General features: G+C 58.9%; 23 protein-coding genes. 10 read left to right on the forward strand and 13 right to left on the reverse strand.

Features of this window, described 5'->3' with window-relative positions:
* The first annotated feature begins 86 nt into the window (after positions 1–86).
* A complete protein-coding gene (locus NW858_RS07915; protein WP_414334434.1) occupies positions 87–293 on the forward strand; it encodes a hypothetical protein in 207 nt (68 codons plus the stop codon).
* A 23-nt stretch (positions 294–316) separates the two neighbouring features.
* On the opposite strand, the gene NW858_RS07920 is transcribed toward NW858_RS07915, so the two are convergent.
* A complete protein-coding gene (locus tag NW858_RS07920) occupies positions 317–562 on the reverse strand; it encodes a hypothetical protein (protein WP_414334435.1) in 246 nt (81 codons plus the stop codon).
* 412 nt (positions 563–974) lie between these two features.
* On the opposite strand from NW858_RS07920, the gene NW858_RS07925 reads away from it, so the two are divergent.
* Entirely contained in the window at positions 975–2,039 is a 1,065-nt protein-coding gene (locus NW858_RS07925) for an OmpA family protein (protein WP_414334436.1), read from the forward strand.
* Between the two features lie 34 nt (positions 2,040–2,073).
* Entirely contained in the window at positions 2,074–3,051 is a 978-nt protein-coding gene (locus tag NW858_RS07930; RefSeq protein WP_414334437.1) for a hypothetical protein, read from the forward strand.
* 60 nt (positions 3,052–3,111) lie between these two features.
* Here NW858_RS07930 and NW858_RS07935 read toward each other — a convergent pair whose 3' ends face one another.
* Positions 3,112–3,339 (reverse strand): hypothetical protein, encoded by a 228-nt coding sequence (locus NW858_RS07935; RefSeq protein ID WP_414334439.1) that lies wholly within the window; start codon positions 3,337–3,339, stop codon positions 3,112–3,114.
* On the reverse strand, positions 3,336–4,058 hold the full coding sequence (rnc, locus tag NW858_RS07940) for a ribonuclease III (protein ID WP_414520247.1): 723 nt from the start codon (positions 4,056–4,058) through the stop codon (positions 3,336–3,338). The genes NW858_RS07935 and rnc overlap by 4 nt, the downstream gene beginning before the upstream one ends.
* 94 nt (positions 4,059–4,152) lie before the next feature.
* Here rnc and NW858_RS07945 point away from each other — a divergent pair, with 94 nt between their 5' ends.
* Positions 4,153–4,485: a hypothetical protein gene (locus NW858_RS07945; protein WP_414334441.1), complete on the forward strand. Its 333-nt coding sequence runs from the start codon at positions 4,153–4,155 to the stop codon at positions 4,483–4,485.
* A 46-nt stretch (positions 4,486–4,531) separates the two neighbouring features.
* On the opposite strand, the gene NW858_RS07950 is transcribed toward NW858_RS07945, so the two are convergent.
* From NW858_RS07950 to NW858_RS07975, 6 genes are all read right to left on the reverse strand, one after another.
* Complete coding sequence (locus NW858_RS07950; protein ID WP_414334442.1) at positions 4,532–4,807, reverse strand: hypothetical protein; 276 nt, start codon at positions 4,805–4,807, stop codon at positions 4,532–4,534.
* Positions 4,808–4,894: 87 nt separating this feature from the next.
* Positions 4,895–5,980 (reverse strand): A/G-specific adenine glycosylase, encoded by a 1,086-nt coding sequence (gene mutY / locus NW858_RS07955; RefSeq protein WP_414334444.1) that lies wholly within the window; start codon positions 5,978–5,980, stop codon positions 4,895–4,897.
* A gap of 86 nt (positions 5,981–6,066) precedes the next feature.
* Positions 6,067–6,204: a hypothetical protein gene (locus NW858_RS07960; RefSeq protein ID WP_414334446.1), complete on the reverse strand. Its 138-nt coding sequence runs from the start codon at positions 6,202–6,204 to the stop codon at positions 6,067–6,069.
* A 243-nt stretch (positions 6,205–6,447) separates the two neighbouring features.
* On the reverse strand, positions 6,448–6,705 hold the full coding sequence (locus tag NW858_RS07965; RefSeq protein WP_414348278.1) for a hypothetical protein: 258 nt from the start codon (positions 6,703–6,705) through the stop codon (positions 6,448–6,450).
* A 116-nt stretch (positions 6,706–6,821) separates the two neighbouring features.
* A complete protein-coding gene (locus NW858_RS07970; protein ID WP_414520248.1) occupies positions 6,822–7,832 on the reverse strand; it encodes a heme o synthase in 1,011 nt (336 codons plus the stop codon).
* Between the two features lie 5 nt (positions 7,833–7,837).
* Complete coding sequence (locus NW858_RS07975) at positions 7,838–8,845, reverse strand: COX15/CtaA family protein (RefSeq protein WP_414336147.1); 1,008 nt, start codon at positions 8,843–8,845, stop codon at positions 7,838–7,840.
* 361 nt (positions 8,846–9,206) lie between these two features.
* Between NW858_RS07975 and NW858_RS07980 the strand changes: the two genes are divergently transcribed.
* Genes NW858_RS07980 through gatB form a run of 3 tightly spaced genes read left to right on the forward strand, consistent with a single transcriptional unit; the run spans position 9,207 to position 11,209 of the window.
* Positions 9,207–9,398: a hypothetical protein gene (locus tag NW858_RS07980; RefSeq protein ID WP_414336008.1), complete on the forward strand. Its 192-nt coding sequence runs from the start codon at positions 9,207–9,209 to the stop codon at positions 9,396–9,398.
* Positions 9,395–9,679, forward strand: a complete 285-nt coding sequence (locus NW858_RS07985; RefSeq protein WP_414520249.1) for an acylphosphatase — start codon at positions 9,395–9,397, stop codon at positions 9,677–9,679. Before NW858_RS07980 ends, NW858_RS07985 begins: the two co-directional genes overlap by 4 nt.
* A 57-nt stretch (positions 9,680–9,736) precedes the next feature.
* A complete protein-coding gene (gene gatB / locus NW858_RS07990; protein WP_414336005.1) occupies positions 9,737–11,209 on the forward strand; it encodes an Asp-tRNA(Asn)/Glu-tRNA(Gln) amidotransferase subunit GatB in 1,473 nt (490 codons plus the stop codon).
* On the opposite strand, the gene NW858_RS07995 is transcribed toward gatB, so the two are convergent.
* Positions 11,206–11,799 (reverse strand): Maf family protein, encoded by a 594-nt coding sequence (locus NW858_RS07995; protein WP_414336004.1) that lies wholly within the window; start codon positions 11,797–11,799, stop codon positions 11,206–11,208. The genes gatB and NW858_RS07995 overlap by 4 nt on opposite strands.
* A 140-nt stretch (positions 11,800–11,939) precedes the next feature.
* Here NW858_RS07995 and NW858_RS08000 point away from each other — a divergent pair, with 140 nt between their 5' ends.
* Entirely contained in the window at positions 11,940–12,761 is an 822-nt protein-coding gene (locus NW858_RS08000; RefSeq protein WP_414336003.1) for an ion transporter, read from the forward strand.
* Between the two features lie 63 nt (positions 12,762–12,824).
* Positions 12,825–13,331: a hypothetical protein gene (locus tag NW858_RS08005; protein ID WP_414336002.1), complete on the forward strand. Its 507-nt coding sequence runs from the start codon at positions 12,825–12,827 to the stop codon at positions 13,329–13,331.
* A gap of 56 nt (positions 13,332–13,387) precedes the next feature.
* Here NW858_RS08005 and NW858_RS08010 read toward each other — a convergent pair whose 3' ends face one another.
* Positions 13,388–13,870, reverse strand: coding sequence for an ABA4-like family protein (locus NW858_RS08010; protein ID WP_414332457.1), 483 nt, complete (start codon positions 13,868–13,870; stop codon positions 13,388–13,390).
* Positions 13,871–14,059: 189 nt separating this feature from the next.
* Entirely contained in the window at positions 14,060–14,449 is a 390-nt protein-coding gene (locus NW858_RS08015) for a hypothetical protein (RefSeq protein WP_414369070.1), read from the reverse strand.
* Between the two features lie 148 nt (positions 14,450–14,597).
* Here NW858_RS08015 and NW858_RS08020 point away from each other — a divergent pair, with 148 nt between their 5' ends.
* The gene (locus NW858_RS08020) at positions 14,598–14,861 is read left to right on the forward strand and encodes a ParB N-terminal domain-containing protein (protein ID WP_414332461.1); all 264 of its coding nucleotides are present in this window, start codon (positions 14,598–14,600) and stop codon (positions 14,859–14,861) included.
* Here NW858_RS08020 and NW858_RS08025 read toward each other — a convergent pair.
* A complete protein-coding gene (locus tag NW858_RS08025; protein WP_414332463.1) occupies positions 14,847–15,527 on the reverse strand; it encodes a response regulator transcription factor in 681 nt (226 codons plus the stop codon). The two genes, NW858_RS08020 and NW858_RS08025, sit on opposite strands and share 15 nt — an antisense overlap.
* Positions 15,528–15,698: the final 171 nt, after the last annotated feature.

Genomic DNA, 15,698 nt, shown 5'->3' on the forward strand with positions numbered 1-15,698 from the left:
CGAATTTTTGCGTTATCTGACAAGAAGGTGAGGAAGAAGGGGAAATTTTGGCTCCTGCGGTAGAAAGGTAGTGAGGCGAGTTGGCCTTGTCTATGTCCGATGAGCTGCTCCGCGCAATTCGTAGGCGCGACCTAGAGGCCGCCACCTCAGCCGTGCAGCACTTGCGCTCCCGACATCTCAGTGAGGCAGTGATTACCTCGATGGTGATGGTGGCCGTGGAGCGATTGGCCTGGGACGAGGGCGATCGGGCCGCCGCCAGTTGGCTGCTGCGCCGCTGCTCCAGAAGGCGCTGAAGGAATCCAGGCCGAGCGAACGCCTAGAGCACCTGCTGCTCGCGGAGAGCCTCGACCAGCAACGCCGCCAGGGAATCGAAGGAGGAGAAGCGCTCGTTGGGGGATCCCAGATTCGCAATGTGAAAACGGCGATCCCGACCATCGAACACCAGCTCCTCTGCCTTTTTGAAGAGGACGTTGTTGATCTGAAGGCCGTTGGTGAGCCGCAGCAGCGCAACGTATTCTTTGGGAACCAGTTGGCCAAGCTCCCGTTGCGCCTCTGTTTGCACTGCTCCCTGCGCGGATAAACCCAGTGAGCGGGCATTGGCTCAGCTCTGCTGGCGTGGCTAGGGTCTCGGCCAGTTCCACCAGATTTTTTTATTCTTGTTTATTCTTGATCGGCTCGTCAGGGTTCTTGTTCGGATCGTCAGGATGCTGACGATCTTCCTCAAAGAACATCAACCTCTGAAGACGAGCTGAGCGGTAGTCGGAGATGCGCTGCGAAGTGGGTGTAGTCTTGTCTCATGGTCGCTTCCCTCCTGGAGAAAATCTAACTCTGGCTCAGGTGCAACGACCCGTTTGTAAAGGCTTATTCGCAACTAGCACATAAACGTTAAAGTTCGTATTTAATCTCTTTGCATTTTCAAGCTAAACTTCTAGGCAATGGCCCCGTAACGACTTTGGAAAAACCAGGGAGTGGCTATGTCTTTTCGCGTAGGTTTACAACCTTTTGCCTTCGCTCTGCTAACAGCGCTGCTTGTCAATGCGGGGCCAGCCCGGGCCGATCTGCCAGGAACGGCGGATCCGCCGGGGCTCAAGCGCTTTGCCGGCTCCAGCATTGTGTTTCAATCGCGGGCCGACTACGACCGCCTCAAGTTTGCCCTTGAGAAAATCGTCTTCAGTGGCGCGATGGGAGCTGTGCAGCCGTATCGGTCTCAAACTGTTGAGGGGCGCCGCATCACAACCTATTACCGATTGCCGGAGCGGGTTGCCCCCCTAGAGGCGCTGCGCAACTACGAAACCGAACTGAAAGAGTCTGGTTTTGAGATCCTCTTCTCCGGCTTAGGGGAGGAGATCGAGACCCTCGGCTACAACAACCAGATTGCCCACGAGATCCTCGATATGAAGGGCACCTACAGCACGCCGGAAGAACGGGCGCAGTGGCCGTTCCAGAACGCGAGAGAAAACACTGCTGCCTATTTAGCCGCACGTGGCAAGTCGCCCGAAGGCGATGAGCGATTCGTAAGCGCCTACTTTGTGGTCAATACCGATGACTGGGAGGTCACGCGCGGCAGTGGACGGATCCCGACCGGGATTACCCTGGGGCGGGTGGATGTCATCGATGTCAAGACTCGCCAGCAGCGCCTGGAACTGGTGACCAGCAGCGAGCTGGATCAAGCCATCAGCCGCGATGGCCGGATCGCTCTCTACGGCATTCTCTTTGCCTATGACTCGGATCAAATCGAAGCGGCTGCCGAGCCCACCCTTGCCGAGATCGCCAAGCTGATGCGCGAGCGCGCCGACCTCAGCATCCTCGTGGTCGGCCATACCGATGCAACCGGCAGCTTCGACTACAATCTTGGCCTCTCGCGGCGTCGGGCCGAAGCTGTGGTCAACCGCTTGGTTCAGCTTGGCATTGAGCAGCGCCGACTCTATCCGGTTGGTGTGGGATTCTCCGCTCCTGTTGCCAGCAACGCCACTGACGAGGGCCGGGCAAAGAATCGTCGCGTGGAGTTGGTGGATCTGGCCGGCGGCAGGCTCCCCTAGGGGGGAGTTGCCGAGGGTTGGGGCAGGACAGGCATTGTTGAAAGTCTGGACACTGCGGCTGTGGCGAACTAGCTTAGAGGCAACTCTTTACTTCAAGCTAGTTCGTGGGGTGGGATCCATGCTGAGGCCCAGTCTTTTGTTCTCCGGATCGGCGCTTCTGGGTTTGCTGTCTTGGCTGTGTTTGGGCGGCGAATGTGGCTGGTTGGTCTCGTCTCGTCAAGAGTGGGGTTCTGCCACTGAAGTGTCTCTGGAAGCTGGGGAGCTCTCTCTGCCGTCATCTCTCTCTCTATTCTCTGCCCAGGTGGATGTTCGCCATGAGCTGGCGTGGCTAACCCAATCGATTGAACAGGAGCCGGGGAACGCGCAGCTCTATCTGCAGCGGGCTCGGTACTTCTGGGATCGGTTGCAGGGCGCTCCCTTGGCCTTGGCCGAGCCAGACCAGGCGACTGCTGTTGACCACCTGCTGAGCTTGGCGCTGCGGGATCTGGACATTGCCATTGCTTTGGATCCCTATTTGTCTGAAGCTTACTTGCTCAAGGCCAGGATTCAACACGAGTATTTTGGGGAGCTGGAGCAGGCTTTGGCAACGTTGTCCCCCCTGGATCGCATTGCCTATCGCAACCCCCAACTCCACTTGTTGCGCTCTCGCATCTGGGCGGAACAAGGACATCTGGAATCGGCGTTTGATGTGTCGCACCTGGCTATTGAACTGGCCGAGCAAAACCAAAGCCCTGCCGATCTTTTCGATGCCTATGTCCATCGCGGCCTGATGTGGGCCAGCATTTGCGACTTCAACTTGGCCGTTCAGGATTTCAGCCGAGCTATCGAGGTGCAGCCGCAGCAAGCCGAGGGCTACTACCACCGCGGTATGGCGCGCGCCTATCAGGGAGAGGATAGGGCCGGTGCCGCTGCCGATCTGGGCCGTGCTTTGACACTGTGGCAGGCTGCAGGCACGGGATCCCCAGAGTTGCTGGAATATGTAGAAGCAGTGCGGATGGAACTGTTGCGGTAGCTCCTGTAGCTGGCCGAAGTCCTCACTAGCAAGCCAAGCCTCTTGTTTGATTGCTCACTTTCAACGGCGACGAGCATCGAGGACAAACAGAGCACTGCCTACGACGAACAGGAGACTGGCGCCTATCCCAAGCAGGGCTTGGACAACCTTTGGGTTGAGAAGGGTTGGAGCTGCTGGATCCCACAGAGATGGGTCACTGCCCAGGTTTATCACCTCGCCCAGCGCAAACAGGCTGCTCCCCAGCAAAAACAACCAACTGGCCAGCTCGTAGGGGTGATTGCCTCTCATGTCTCCTCCGACTGCAAGCGCCCGTAGGCCTGGGCAGCGGCAGCCATTTCTGCAGCTTTTTTTGAGCGACCTTCACCGCGGCCCCAGCACCGTCCTTGCCCCCAGACTTCCATGGTGAACTGAGGCGGATGCTCCTGAGCGGCCACCAGGCGATACTCCGGCAGACTGCCCCAAAGGCGTTGGGTGAGTTCTTGTAAGGCTGCTTTGGGGTTGCGTCGAGTGGGGTCTTGAAACCATTGCTCCACTCGCCGGCGCAAATAGGGATCCAGCCAGGGATGCAGCCTGGGCAGTGTGTAAATACCCCAACTGAGATAAAAAGCCCCCAGCAAAGCCTCGAAGGCATCCGCCAGCCGCCGACCCCGTCCGACCAGGTCGTTTTGGGAGCTGGATCCCACCTCCAGGTAACGATCTAGGCCGTGCAGGTCTGCCAGTTCCGCCAGGTGAGCATCGCTGATCAAGTCGGAGCGAATTGCGGTTAGCTCTCCCACCGACAAGTGGGGATAGGACTGAAACAAGAACTCTGTGACCAGAATCCGCAGGACAGAATCCCCCAATAACTCCAGCCGATCGTTGTTCCGCCGGCTGTCCAGAGAAGGGTGGATCAGAGCCTGATCCAGCAGATCCCAGCGCAGTTGTGCCAACACAGCAGGATCCCCAAATCCAAGACGAGCCAGTAGGTGCTCCAAGGCACGGCGACGGGACGGGATCAACTCAACCATGGCCCACAACCCTTTTGACCGGGGTCATTCTGCTCAGGCAGAAAGCTGGCTATACTACAAAAGTAGTATAGACCTTGCGAGGGAGGATCCCTACATGCCCATCCGTGCCAATTCTCCCACTGCCACGACCCAGATGGAGGTAACCAGCATTCGGCTAGAGCGTGAGCTGAAGCAGCGACTGAAGGCGCTGGCCGGAAATCAGGGCTACCAGGCTCTAATACGGGAAATTCTTTGGAGTTATGTCCTGCGTCATTCTCAGGGAGCTGCCACCCTTAGCCCTGAGGATATTCGGGCCAGCTTCCCGGCCACAGCCCATCAAGCCCAATGCTGTGCTCTCACTGGCCAGGCTATTCAACCGCAGGAACCGATGCTGCTGGGGTGGACCAGCGATGGAAAGTTGGTTGCCCTCAGCTCTTCCTGCTTCTAACCTTCTTTGGGGAGTACCTCTCAAGCTGGCAGAGGGATCTGCCCCTTCAAGTGCCACGAATTTCTCGATATTTTCTGGCCCGTTCTTCGAAGGGATCAGGGGCTTTGGCTTTGGAGACTGCCTCCTCCAGTTGGGCCATCACCGTCTCTGCGGGCTCAGCAGAGCGGACGACATAAAACATGAGGTTGATGGCTTCGTTGGCCGTTAGTTTGAGGTTTTCTTTTCCCTTGGGCACCAGCGCGATCTTGCCATCTGTGGTCGGGATAGCGGTATGGGATCCCTTGGCCAGAATTTCCCCAGCTTTTTCCAGAGTAACCAGCATATCCGTAGCTCACCGCAGCGGGACACCTACCATCCTATCGAATGTCTTGGGGCAGGGGTTCCAGAAGGGTCTAAGCCATTTGGCGGATTAGGTGTGTTCCCATGAGTTGCCCCGCTCGGCCAACCAAGCGTACAAGTGAGGAAACAACTTTTGATTGGCCCCCGGGAAGGGAAATGCCGACAGATCCGCCGGGCTGACCCAGCGCACCTCGCTGCATTGCAGGGCTTGGGCTTCTCCGCCTAAGTAGCGACAGATAAAAGCGATCAAAGTAATGGTGAAATGGGTGTAGGCATGTTCGATGGTGGCTAAGGGCGCCACCACCTCGATATCGATACCGATTTCTTCTTTCACTTCTCGGACTACACACTCGGCAGCCGTTTCTCCCGGCTCAATTTTTCCTCCGGGAAACTCCCACAGCCCGCTGAGCATGGAGCTTTCCAGCCGTCGATCGATGAGGATTTCTGTTCCCCGCAGAACAATGGCAACGGCAATTTGCTTGTGAGGACGAGGGGTACGGGGTGCAGACATAGGCAATTGCTGGTGTTGACCTCGATTGTAGGCGGCGCAATCTCCTTGCCAAGGGCATTGGCCGCAGCGAGGCTTTCGGGGACGACAGACAGTCGCTCCCAAATCCATCAGGGCCTGGTTAAAAGTCCGCGGCTGCACGGGATCCAACAATTGCTCAGAAAGCTGCCACAACAGAGGCAGACACCGGGCCGGAGGCTGCTGCAAAGCCAGCAAGCGAGCCAACACCCGCTTGACGTTGCCATCCAAAATCGGCAAAGGCTGATCGAAGGCAGCGCTGAGAATGCCGCCAGCCGTGGTGCGCCCGATCCCCGGCAGCGCCAGCACCTGCTCCAGATCCCTGGGAAACTCGCCGTTGCCTTCCTGCACCAACATTTGGGCGGCTTTGTGCAAGTTCAGCGCCCGGCGGTAATAGCCCAGGCCCTCCCATAGCTTCAACACCTGCTGCTGGGGGGCTGCCGCCAAGTCCGGGATCTTGGGCAAGGCCTGCATCCAGCGCTGAAAGTAGGGGATGACCGTCGCCACCTGGGTCTGCTGCAACATCACCTCCGCAACCCAAATGGCATAGGGATCCCGACTGCGACGCCAAGGCAGATCCCGCCCGTGGTCGCGGTACCAGTGCTGCAGAGACTGCCGCAAGCGCTGCACGACAGCCTCATCCCAACCTTCTACCTCGTCTGGAAGGCTGACAGTGCAGGAAAGACTGCCCTTGGCTTGCGGAATAAGCTGAGATCTCAAGCCACGTAAGCAAAGTGCAGAGCCCACCAGATCAAGGCCGAGACCACCCCGGCCACAATTCCTGCCGAGATCAAAACAACAATTGGGCTGTCTGCCCCCTTGAACTTCATGATGCCGCGATTGTAGTCAGCCATCTGCGCCTCCCACCAGCTTTGGCGTTCGGGTTGTTATGGATGTCGATCGGGATCCGGGTCTGCCAGCTCTATCTCCAGAATAGCCAATCTGTCTGGGATCCGATCGGCTCGCAAAATCAGGGTTATTTCAAATCGGGAGCAAACTTCAAGAATCCCCCGCCTTTTTCCCCTTCCCGACCCACCTCACACAGCCTTGAGCGGGCGATCCCTGCCTCGGAAGAAAGCCTCAGTGGGGAAGCTGGCCTACGGTCGCTCCCCTCCCTGGTTGCGGATCAAGAAGCGGATTTCTTCAAGGAGAACCTCAAAACGTTGATCCGATTCAGCCTGACGCTGCCTCAGTTCTCTCAGCTCCTGCCTCAGTTCCAAGACAACTTCGGCAAGACGCCCTGAGAGGGTTTGCAAGGCAAGCTGGGCATCGGTAACCTTGGCAACTGTGTCGGCCACTCTGGTTACAGCTTCGGCCAACTGGACAAACCGCGTCTCGATCTCTTCATTCGTCATAGCCGGATCCGTCTAGCGGTGGCTAACCGATCGTAACTTTGGATCAGAGCGGGCTGTAATCCGCAAGAACTGGTCGGCCAACGTGAGTTGTCAACCTAGGGATCCAGCCTTGCAAGCTAGCCAGTCAGCGCCAGCAACGTGGTGTAGATCCCCTGCAGCGAGGCGAGGGCTTGATCCCAGAGGGTGTGGGTCGGCGCCCACCTGTCCAGACCCATAGCCCCACACAGCAGCAGCAAATAGAGGTTGGCGAAGGTGAAAAGGGAGGCCGCCCGCTCCCGATTGTGGGGATCCTGCAGCAACTGCACCGCCTTCCAAACCAAGAGGGATCCCAGCAGCGCCGCCACACTCAAGTAAAAGGATCCCAGCACCCGCAAGGGGTAAACCAGCAACAAGCTGACCGGAAGTATCAGCAGCGCGTAGAGGAGAATCTGGGCGGCAGTCAACCCTTCTCCGGCCACCACCGGCAGCATCGGCACGCCGGCGCGGGCGTAGTCTTCCCGCTTCAGAATGGCCAAAGCCCAAAAGTGGGGCGGGGTCCACAAAAAGATGATGGCAAACATCACCCAAGCAGCCCAGCTCAGCTCGCCCGTGGCCGCCGCCCAGCCCACCAAGGGCGGGATCGCTCCTGCCGCTCCCCCGATGACGATGTTCTGGGTGCTGGAACGCTTTAGCCAGTGGGTGTAGACTCCCACGTACACCAGGATCCCCAACATGGCCAAACCGGCGGCCAGCAGGTTGGTGAAATAGGCCAGCAAACCAAAGGAAGTCACGGCTAGGATCCCGGCAAACAGGAGAGCATGTCGCGCCTGAATGCGACCGGAAGGCAAAGGACGATGGCGAGTTCGCTCCATCATGCGATCGATATCGGCGTCATACACCATGTTGATGACGTTGGCCGCTGCCGCTGCCATCCCGCCCCCCACGAGGGTGACGCCAAACTTCAGGGGATCGCTGTTGCCCGCCATCCACATCGCGCCGGCCGTGGTCATCAGCAAGAGGGCGATGATCTTCGGCTTCACCAACTGGCTATAGCTGCGCAAAACCTGGGATACCGTTCGGTGATGGCAGACTTGGGAAGGGATCCGTGTCGGTGCGGCTCGGTAACGGTCTTGGAAAACATCCTGCATGGAAATCACTCACCGGTCATTTCTGCGGTCATGGCCATCCACCGGGCTTCTTCCCGCTGAGTTCGCATTTGCCAGGCCAGAACCGTAAAGCTCAGCAAACAGGCCAGCAAAGCTGCACCGATCATCTGATGGGCCACCGTCAGCGGCTCCACCTGCAGCCGGTAGCGATAGGTCAAGATGCCGATCCCCACCTGGGCCAACAGCAGGCCGACAGACCCGTGACCCAAGAACTTGAGGAGCCGCGGGATCCGCTTGCGCCTTAGCCCGGTGGCCACCGCCACTGCCAACACCCCAAGGGTAGCCGGAGCCACGCCCAGCAAGTGGCTGTTCATCACCCCGCACAGCTCGCCAGCAGCAAAGCACTGGTGCAAAGCCCATTGAGAAGCCACCAGGGCGCCAAGAAGGCTCTGAACATAGATCAGAAGCACCGCCCCCAAGCCCAGCCAAGGCAGGTAGCCGATAGAAAATGGCCCTTCACCTGGCTGCCCCCGCAGGACAGAGCCCTCAGAACCGGATCTTGTCAAGGCCAGCAATCCCAGGGTGAGCAGCGTGGCAAAGAACAGCAGGCCCGTGCCCAAGTGGGCCGTTACAATGTCAAAGCGCAGCAGCTCCGTCACCGTCAGCCCACCCAGGATCCCTTGCACCAAGACCAGAACAAAAGCCCAGCTCAAGCCCCAGGGCAGCCAAGTAGGCAATGCCCGGCGCTTCAGCCAGGCAAACCCCATCAGAACCAGGGTAGCCAAGCCTATCGCAGAAGCCACCATGCGGTGAAACCATTCCAAAAAGACTTGTAGGTTCATCTGCTGAACAGGCACAAGCTCCCCATAGCAAAGGGGCCAATCCGGACAAGACAGCCCAGCGTTCATGACTCGGGTGGCACTGCCCAGCCCCATCAACAGCCAAGTGGCCACTGCCAGCCCCAGCAGAGCTTGCCCCATGCGCAGGGAAAGCCTGTCAGAAGGCACGGGATCCCGCCGGGAAGAAGGCTGGAATTGAGAGATCGAAGAATCCATCGCAGTTGAGGGCAGAAGATCAAGCCAACAGTTCAAGCAGGCTGTACGGCAGGGATGGGTCGAGCCGACAAAGCCTGGCCGGTTCGGTCTCAACAAGAATGCAAGTTACCCGGCATCCAACCCTAGTCACGAATCTTAAATGCGGTTTTGCGGCTGGCGAAGGCTTTTTAAGAATTTCTTTCTGGGCGCGCACGTATTTCAGGCCAACCCAGTCTTTTGCCCCTGCCGTCAAATCTCTGTGCCGGAACGGTTTTCCAGAGGGTTTGTCAAACGTGCCCATAGGTCGCCTGGTCGGCCAAGACCTCTGCTAAGGTGCAGAAAGGTTGGGTTCCTCCGCACCGGCATTCGTGAGGTTAAGCTCATGTCCTCTGTGCTGTGGCAAGCCATTGGGTACGCCGGCGGGATCTCCTTGGGGATCCTGACGCTGGTTGCCCTCATTAACTTTCTTTGGCAGCGCCTGGAGCAGCAGGCGGAGAAGGCTGCCGCCCAGCCAGCCGAGCCGACCTCGGCCCCAGAACCTGGCAGTACCTCAGAGGGATCGGCATCAACATGAGCGACAGGGTTCGCGTTCACGTTTGGGTACGCGGGCGAGTGCAAGGGGTGGGGTTTCGCGCCTACACCGAAGCGATGGCCCGCAACGCCGGTGTTGGCGGCTGGGTGCGCAACTTGCAGGATGGGCGCGTGGAGGCCGTTTTTGAGGGATCCCCGGCGGCGGTGGAGGCAATGCTGCGCTGGTGCCAGCAAGGCAGCCCCGGCTCGCAGGTGGAGGCCGTTGAACAGCGTTGCGAGCTGCCCGAGGGCCTCTCCACCTTCGAGATCCGTCCCACCGTTTGAGAGGGAAACCGGCGACATCCCACTAGAATGGGGAAACAGCATTCTCTTTCCGAAGCTATGACGGTTGCTGCCCCTGCCAAAGTGGAATACGAAGCTGTGATTGGGTTGGAGGTGCACTGCCAGCTCAGCACCCGCTCCAAGATCTTCTCCAGCAGCGCGACGGCCTTTGGCGCTCCCCCCAACACCCAAATTGATCCCATCTGCATGGGCCTGCCCGGCACGCTGCCGGTACTCAACGAGAAGGTGCTGGAATACGCGGTCAAGGCCGGCTTGGCCCTCAATTGCACCATCGCCCCCTACAGCAAGTTCGACCGCAAGCAGTACTTCTACCCCGACCTGCCCAAAAACTACCAAATTTCCCAGTACGACCTGCCCATTGCCACCCAGGGCTGGGTCGAGATCCAGCTCAGCGATGGCCGCAGCAAGCGCATCGGCATCACCCGTCTGCACATGGAAGAAGACGCGGGCAAATTGGTGCACGCTGGCAGCGATCGGCTCTCAGGATCCAGCTATTCCCTGGTGGATTTCAACCGGGCGGGAGTTCCCCTCATCGAGATCGTCAGCGAGCCGGATATCCGCACCGGGGAAGAAGCAGCCGAGTATGTGCAGGAGCTGCGCCGCATCCTGCGCTACGCCGGGCTGTGCGACGGCAACCTGCAGGAGGGATCCCTGCGCTGCGACGTCAACATCTCGGTGCGCCCGCTGGGGAGCCAGACCTTCGGCACGAAGGTGGAAATCAAAAACATGAACTCCTTCAACGCCATCCAGCGGGCCATCGAGTACGAGTTCAACCGCCAAGTCAAAGCCGTGGAAGCAGGCGAGCCCATCGTGCAGGAAACCCGCCTCTGGGAAGAAAACAGCCAGCGCACCATCAGCATGCGCAAGAAAGAAGGATCCAGCGACTACCGCTATTTCCCCGAGCCGGATCTGCCGCCCATCCGCGTCACCGAAGCGCAAAAAGCCCGCTGGCAGGCGGAGCTGCCGGAATTGCCCGGCGTGAAGCGGCGGCGCTACCAAGAGGTGTACGGACTTTCGGTGTACGACTCCCGCTACCTCAGCGACGAACGCAACACCGCCGAGTACTTTGAGGCCGTGGTTGCCGCTGGCGCCGACCCGAAGGCAGCCGCCAACTGGATGATGAGCGACATCGCCAGCTACCTCAACACCCACAAGCTGGACTACCCGGACATCGCCCTGAAGCCGGAAACCCTGGCCGAGCTAATCGGCCTCATCGAGCAGGGCGTCATTTCCAGCAAAATTGCCAAGGAGATCCTGCCGGAGCTGCTGGAAAAAGGCGGTTCGGCCCGCGCCCTGGTGGAGGCCAAGGGCCTGACCCAAATCTCCGATGGCAGCCTCTTGGAGCAGATGATCGCCGAGGTGCTGGCGGAAAACCCCGAGCAACTTGAGCAGTATCGGGGGGGCAAAACCAAGCTCTTCGGCTACTTTGTCGGGCAATTGATGAAAAAAACCGAGGGGCGGGCGGATCCCAAGTTGGCCAACGAGCTGCTCCGGCAGCACCTGGACGGCTAACTCCAGGCCTCGGTGAGGGAATAGCCCAGCTCCTGGATCATGCGCCGCAGCAGGGGCAAACTCAGCCCAATGACGTTGCCAGGACACCCCTCGATCCGCTCCACGAACAGGCTGCCCCGACCGTCGATGGCAAAGCAGCCAGCACAATTGAGCGGCTCGCCGGTGGCCACGTAGGCGCGGATCTCCTCGTCGCTGGGCTTGGCAAAAAACACCCGTGTGACCGCATAGTGGACGAGGCGGCGGCTCTGCCTCGTATCAATCAAGGCATGGCCCGTGTAGAGCTCTCCCACTTCGCCCCGCATTTGCCGCAGGCGCCGTTCCGCTTCCAGAGCATTGGCCGGCTTGCCCAGGATCTCGCCACCTAGGTAGAGCACCGAGTCGGCCCCGATAACCAAGACGGGCTGCCGTTGTTGGGCCGCCACCACTTCGGCTTTGGCCGAGGCCAGCTTCTGCACCAGCTCCACCGGATCCGAGCTTTGGATTTGGCTTTCGTCAAAATAGCTGGGTTGAACGCGAAAAGGGATCCGGGCAGCTTCTAACAATTGGCGGCGGGCAGGAGATTGCGAAGCCAGGACAATGGGAGGCAACATCGATTCAATACTCAACTCAAGCCTAGACGTTTGCAGGAGCGAAGTTCGCTCCACTTACCAGTTTCCATTACCCTAGTCAAGGTACGCCCAATAGGCGCTCAAAGGAAACTCTCTCGATCTCTCCCAACTGGATCCCGTTTGTGACCACCCTACCCTCCCAGGCCCCCCCTCAAGCCGAGCTTGTCCCTGCTGGCCTCCTCCAGCGGTATTGGGGGGATCAAGACACTCCTGAAAGCCGCTGGGTGAACTGGCTGGTGGCGGGGTTGGTTCTTTGTTCGTCTGCCTTTTTTGTGGTACAGACCTACCCCATTTCTCCCCAGGTGCGCCTTGGGCTGGAGCGGTTGGATCGCCTCATCCTCGGCCTGTTTGTGGTGGAGTATCTGCTGCGCTGGGCAGCGGCTCCGCAAAAGCTGCGCTACCTCTTTAGTCTCTATTCGCTGATTGACTTGCTGGCGATTTTGCCTTTTTTTGCCGGGCTGACGGATATTCGCTTTATCCGCCTCTTGCGCTGGTTCCGCATCTTGCGGCTGCTGCGCCTGGTGGAGGGCAAGACCCTATTTGGTCAGGTAATCTCCGCTGACACCCGCATCTTGTTGCGCATCCTTTTTACTCTCTTTGCGATTGTCTTTGTCTACTCTGGCCTCATCTACCAGGTGGAACATCCGGTCAATCCCGGCGCTTTTGCCACCTTTTTGGATGCTTTCTACTTTTCTGTTGTCACCATGACCACGGTGGGGTTTGGGGATCTCACCCCCACCTCTGAGCTGGGCCGGCTGTTGACGGTGCTGATGATCTTGACCGGTGTTGCCCTGATCCCTTGGCAGGTGGGAGAGCTGATCAAGCAACTGGTGAAAAGCAGCACCTCGGTGCAGTGGGCCTGCCCAGGCTGTGGCCTCTCCCAGCACGATGAGGATGCCCAGTTTTGTAAGCGCTGTGGCACGCCGCTCTATCCCACGGATTGAGGCCGTTGGCCAATGGGGGGCAAAGACAGGATAGGCTAGGACAGATTGGGCGGAGGATCGGCGATGTGGGCCCACCCTGAGCTAACCATCCCCGGCAAGTTAAATGTGAAGGCGGGAGTGGCGATGCTGGTCGCCGCCATCGCTCTCGGCTGGATCCTCGGCCAGGTTCAGCCGCTGCTGCCCGCTCCGCAAGATTTGCCAGGGATCCCTGCCGAGCCCCTTTCCTGGCAAGAGGTGCCCAAACAAAAGTACGCCTGGCACATCTGCTACGCCTTTTTGGGCAATATGGGGCTGATCAACATCGGCGGCGGGCTGGCCCTGGTGACGCTGGGATCCCGCTTCACAGCCGGGCACCTGTTTTCCCAGATTCTTCTTTTGGGGGGAATGCTGCACCCTGCCTCTTGGGCCTTGGTGGCCCTGACGGGGCTAGAGGAGTGGGGCTGGCTGGGCAACGTTGGGGCGGCGGCAGTGGCGATGGTGGTGCTGGCCCTGTTCGTTCACCTGATCTGGGCCACCTATCGCGCGGCGAAAGCCATCCGAAGGCTGACTCGATCCCGCACCCGCCGTTAGTCCAATTGGGGAAGGCTGCCGATAGGATCCAGGTGCTCAGAGGCATTGGGCAAGAGTTAAGAGGATTCTTGCGGCACTTCTGCGCTTTGATCCGAGCCAACAACCCCAGGCCGGCCCTTTCGGATCCCTTGCACCACGGTCACTGTGAGCAGATGGGAGAGCAAACCCACCGGCCCAGCAAACAAGCACAAAAGCAGAGAGTGAGTTGTCCAAACTCGCTTTTCCCAGCCTTCCAAGAAGATCCAGCGGCCCACAAATAGATCCATCACAATGTAGTGAACCCATCCCGTCGCCATGACCGAGGGCTGGCTGAATAGAGAAGTCAGGCTGTTCAGAGATAGCTGAGGATTGGAAAACTCCTGGAGAGCATTGGCGTTAAATCCGGTAACCAGAAGATAGAGATAAACTGTTGCCAAAAGGGCAATGGGCAAAAGCGACTCCATCACCCTACGGGTCACTTTCCAGCCCGGCAGCAGGATCATCAAAGCCCAAAAAGGCAAAGCAAACCAATTGGCCGCGTTGAAGAGGGTCTCCAGCATATCCAGCAACTCCTGACGCTTGGAAAATGTCTTCACATGTTTGCAACGATGGTGTTGTTGAGCTCCATTTTGAAAACCCAGGCTCTGGAGCGGACAAAAAGGCGGGGCACTCTTGAACCTTGCCTTGAGCCCAGACGGGTCACAGCCGGGCAGACACTGCTTTCCCCAAAGCCAGAGGGATCCCAGCTTCTATTCCGGCTGGCGCAGTCTGGCAGTTGCAATGGCACTGATCGCACGGCCACTGTCGGTGGCGGAAGCAATGCGGGAAATCCGGGATCCCGTATCGGCCATGGCCCAGAAGCTGCCGATGCTTTTGGCCGTAGAGGTGCCCAGGGGAAATTCCACTGCATTAGAGTCCGGGGATTGCTCCTGAGAAGAGATCAACACTGCTGCTTCCCCACCTTGCCCAGCTACTGCTGGAGTGGAAGGTTCCGGCGTGGGCTGAGAGGCTTCTGCTGGGCGGGGAGAAGGTGGCTGCAGCGGCATCTCGCCAGGGGGGGTTTGGGGGGCCTTGCCAGGGGGTACGGGGGGAGCTTGGCCAGCGATCTTTCCCCAGAAAGCTTGGAGGAGTTGCCACATGGCTAAGTTGGCTCCTGAGCGAAAGGGCAGTGAGGAATGGTGCTATCCTGCCATGCTCTGACCTGAGAATCCACTCCCTCTGCAAGCCTTGCTAGAGCAAAGTCATAATGAGTATGATTAAGGAGCTTACCTAGGGAGAAAATTCACCATGGCGCACATTCGCGAGATTCCCCTGGCCCAAATTCGTCGCCCCTTGCCGCGGCAGACGGATCCGGAGAAAGTGCGGGCGCTGATGGCTTCCATCGAAGCAATCGGGCTGCAGGAGCCGATCGAAGTTTTGGAAGTGGAGGGAGAATACTATGGGTTCTCCGGCTGCCACCGCTACGAGGCATTTGTCCGCTTGGGCAAGGAGCGGATCCCCTGTCGGGTGCGCAAGGCGCCGCGTTCTGTTTTGCAGCTACACCTGGCCTGAAAGAGAGTCCGGCTCCTCTTGGGCGCTGTAGCCTCGCTCATAGGCAAAGCGCACCAGTTGCGAGCGATTTTCCAGAGAAAGCTTGCTGAGGATGTTGGTCAGGTGAGTTTGCACAGTGCGCGGGCTGATGAACAGCTTCTCGCCGATTTGCTTGTTGGTGAGGCCGCGGATCACTTCCCGGAACACCCGCTCCTCAGCAGGGGTAAGGGGAAGATCTGCCAAGGTGGGACGGGGGGCAGTTTCGGCTTTGGCCTGGGTTTGCTGCTGGATCAGGCGCAGAATCTCCAACTGGGTGCGGCGGGATCGTTCGATTTGCGCCTCGATCTTGGCCACCAGCTCCAGCGGCTCGAAGGGCTTGATGATGTAGTCGTCGGCTCCCCACTCGTAGCCCTGAACGCGGTCGTCCAACTCGCTGCGAGAGGAGAGAAAGATAAAGGGGACGAGTTCGCCGCCCCGCTGTTGCCGCAGTTGCCGGCAAAACTCGAAGCCATCCATTTCCGGCATCACCACATCCGACACCACCACATCCGGCTGCTCTTGGGCAAACAGGCGCAGCCCTTCTACACCCGAAGTGCCCGTACAAACCCGATAGCCGTGCTGAGTCAAGTGGCGGCTCAGCACCTTTAAAGAGAGGGGATCGTCATCTACGACCAATACGCGCTTCATGATGACTAGCGGGAGAGGCTGTTGAGGAATGACTAAAGAGATGATCTGAGGGCGCTATTCACCTCTTGCCGCAAGTTTAAGTCCAGATAGGATGCTGGCGATCAACTAACCCCTGCCCCATAATAGTCGTTCCAGAAGCAGTCTTGCTGCCGGCTCAGGCGGACTGGGAAA

The sequence above is a fragment of the Synechococcus sp. H55.10 genome, assembly GCF_047502715.1.
GTDB lineage: Bacteria > Cyanobacteriota > Cyanobacteriia > Thermostichales > Thermostichaceae > Thermostichus.

Coding starts and splice junctions, on each gene's coding strand:
- NW858_RS07925 (WP_414334436.1), top strand. CDS start 975: ATGTCTTTTCGCGTAGGTTTACAACCTTTTGCCTTCGCTCTGCTAACA.
- NW858_RS07935 (WP_414334439.1), bottom strand. CDS start 3,339: ATGAGAGGCAATCACCCCTACGAGCTGGCCAGTTGGTTGTTTTTGCTG.
- rnc (WP_414520247.1), bottom strand. CDS start 4,058: ATGGTTGAGTTGATCCCGTCCCGTCGCCGTGCCTTGGAGCACCTACTG.
- NW858_RS07945 (WP_414334441.1), top strand. CDS start 4,153: ATGCCCATCCGTGCCAATTCTCCCACTGCCACGACCCAGATGGAGGTA.
- NW858_RS07950 (WP_414334442.1), bottom strand. CDS start 4,807: ATGCTGGTTACTCTGGAAAAAGCTGGGGAAATTCTGGCCAAGGGATCC.
- NW858_RS07960 (WP_414334446.1), bottom strand. CDS start 6,204: ATGGCTGACTACAATCGCGGCATCATGAAGTTCAAGGGGGCAGACAGC.
- NW858_RS07965 (WP_414348278.1), bottom strand. CDS start 6,705: ATGACGAATGAAGAGATCGAGACGCGGTTTGTCCAGTTGGCCGAAGCT.
- NW858_RS07970 (WP_414520248.1), bottom strand. CDS start 7,832: ATGCAGGATGTTTTCCAAGACCGTTACCGAGCCGCACCGACACGGATC.
- NW858_RS07975 (WP_414336147.1), bottom strand. CDS start 8,845: ATGGATTCTTCGATCTCTCAATTCCAGCCTTCTTCCCGGCGGGATCCC.
- NW858_RS07980 (WP_414336008.1), top strand. CDS start 9,207: ATGTCCTCTGTGCTGTGGCAAGCCATTGGGTACGCCGGCGGGATCTCC.
- NW858_RS07985 (WP_414520249.1), top strand. CDS start 9,395: ATGAGCGACAGGGTTCGCGTTCACGTTTGGGTACGCGGGCGAGTGCAA.
- gatB (WP_414336005.1), top strand. CDS start 9,737: ATGACGGTTGCTGCCCCTGCCAAAGTGGAATACGAAGCTGTGATTGGG.
- NW858_RS07995 (WP_414336004.1), bottom strand. CDS start 11,799: ATGTTGCCTCCCATTGTCCTGGCTTCGCAATCTCCTGCCCGCCGCCAA.
- NW858_RS08005 (WP_414336002.1), top strand. CDS start 12,825: ATGTGGGCCCACCCTGAGCTAACCATCCCCGGCAAGTTAAATGTGAAG.
- NW858_RS08010 (WP_414332457.1), bottom strand. CDS start 13,870: ATGCTGGAGACCCTCTTCAACGCGGCCAATTGGTTTGCTTTGCCTTTT.
- NW858_RS08015 (WP_414369070.1), bottom strand. CDS start 14,449: ATGTGGCAACTCCTCCAAGCTTTCTGGGGAAAGATCGCTGGCCAAGCT.
- NW858_RS08020 (WP_414332461.1), top strand. CDS start 14,598: ATGGCGCACATTCGCGAGATTCCCCTGGCCCAAATTCGTCGCCCCTTG.
- NW858_RS08025 (WP_414332463.1), bottom strand. CDS start 15,527: ATGAAGCGCGTATTGGTCGTAGATGACGATCCCCTCTCTTTAAAGGTG.